This is a genomic window from Hirschia sp. (genome assembly GCF_058892565.1).
On the sequence record NZ_JBZXVU010000059.1, the window covers coordinates 1 to 1534 of the forward strand.

Consider the following 1534-nt stretch of genomic DNA (forward strand, 5'->3'; position numbering starts at 1 on the left):
TTGAATAAGTCAGCTACAAGGCCATAATCAGCGATTTGGAAGATAGGTGCTTCCTCATCTTTGTTGATGGCGACGATGATTTTTGAGTCCTTCATACCAGCCAGGTGTTGGATGGCCCCAGAAATACCCACAGCGACATAAAGCTCAGGCGCAACCACTTTACCAGTTTGCCCTACTTGATAGTCGTTTGGTGCATAACCAGCATCCACTGCCGCACGAGACGCTCCAACAGCAGCGCCAAGTTTATCGGCCAATGGGAAGATGAACTTTTCAAAGTCTTCTTCAGACCCAAGCGCACGTCCACCAGATACAATACGTTTGGCAGATGTTAGCTCTGGACGATCCGATACTGACAAGTCTTCTGATACAAAGCTTGATTTGAACGGACCAGCAGCTGCTTCGATTGTTTCAACAGAAGCTGAACCTGCTTCGCCCGCAGCTTCAAAAGCAGTTGTACGAACGGTAACAACTTTTTTGGCATCAGATGATTTAACAGTTTGGATCGCGTTACCTGCATAGATTGGGCGCTCAAACGTGTCTGCATCCACCACAGCTGTGATGTCTGAAAGCTGCATCACATCGAGTTTGGCCGCGATACGCGGGGTAACGTTTTTACCCATCGTTGTCGCGGGTGCAAACAAGGCGTCATAGTTTGCCATCATCGGTGTGATAAGAGCATCCATAGCTTCAGCAAGTTGTGTTTTGTAAGGTGGACCATCAGCGTGGAGAACTTTACGCACACCATCGATTTTTGCAGCTGCTTCAGCAACTGCGCCAGCACCTTCACCTGCCACTAAAATATCAATGTCACCAAATGTTTTGGCGGCAGTGACTGTTTTGTGTGTGGCATCGTTTAAAGAGGTATTATTGTGGTCTGCAATGATGAGAACAGCCATTAGATTGCTCCTGCAGCTTTAAGTTTGGATACAAGTGTTGCGACATCTTCAACCTTCTCACCAGCTTCACGTCCAGCAGGTTCAGTTACTTTCACAACAGTCAGGCGAGGTGCGATATCAACGCCGAAAGAAGCAGCTTCTTTTGTGTCGATCGGCTTTTTCTTCGCTTTCATAATGTTTGGCAAAGACGCATAACGTGGCTCGTTCAAACGAAGATCTGTGGTGATCACAGCAGGACCATCAAGCGCGAGTGTTTGCAATCCGCCGTCAATCTCACGCGTGACATTCACTTTACCATCTTCAACAACAACTTCAGATGCAAATGTACCTTGTGGCCAGTCAAGCAAGGCTGCAAGCATTTGCCCTGTCTGGTTGTTGTCATTATCAATCGCCTGCTTACCAAGAAGCACCATGCCTGGTTGTTCTTCATCGGCGATGGCTTTAAGGATTTTGGCAACAGCTAGAGGTTCTACATCACCCTCAGCCGTGACGAGGATACCACGATCTGCACCCATCGCCAAAGCTGTACGCAATGTCTCTTGTGCCTGTACAACACCGATAGAAACAACGACGATTTCAGTGACAATGCCCTTTTCTTTAAGACGAACTGCTTCTTCAACAGCAATCTCACAGAATGG

At 47.5% G+C, this 1534-nt stretch carries 2 protein-coding genes; both read right to left on the reverse strand.

All coding sequences use genetic code 11. The annotated features are described in order from the left end of the window. Positions 1-896 (reverse strand): electron transfer flavoprotein subunit alpha/FixB family protein (locus tag AC5EF3_RS16165; protein ID WP_493548781.1); only part of this gene is annotated, 896 nt, incomplete at its 3' end. Further along, the coding region (locus AC5EF3_RS16170; protein ID WP_493548782.1) for an electron transfer flavoprotein subunit beta/FixA family protein at positions 896-1534 on the reverse strand (639 nt) is incomplete at its 5' end. The genes AC5EF3_RS16170 and AC5EF3_RS16165, both read right to left, overlap by 1 nt.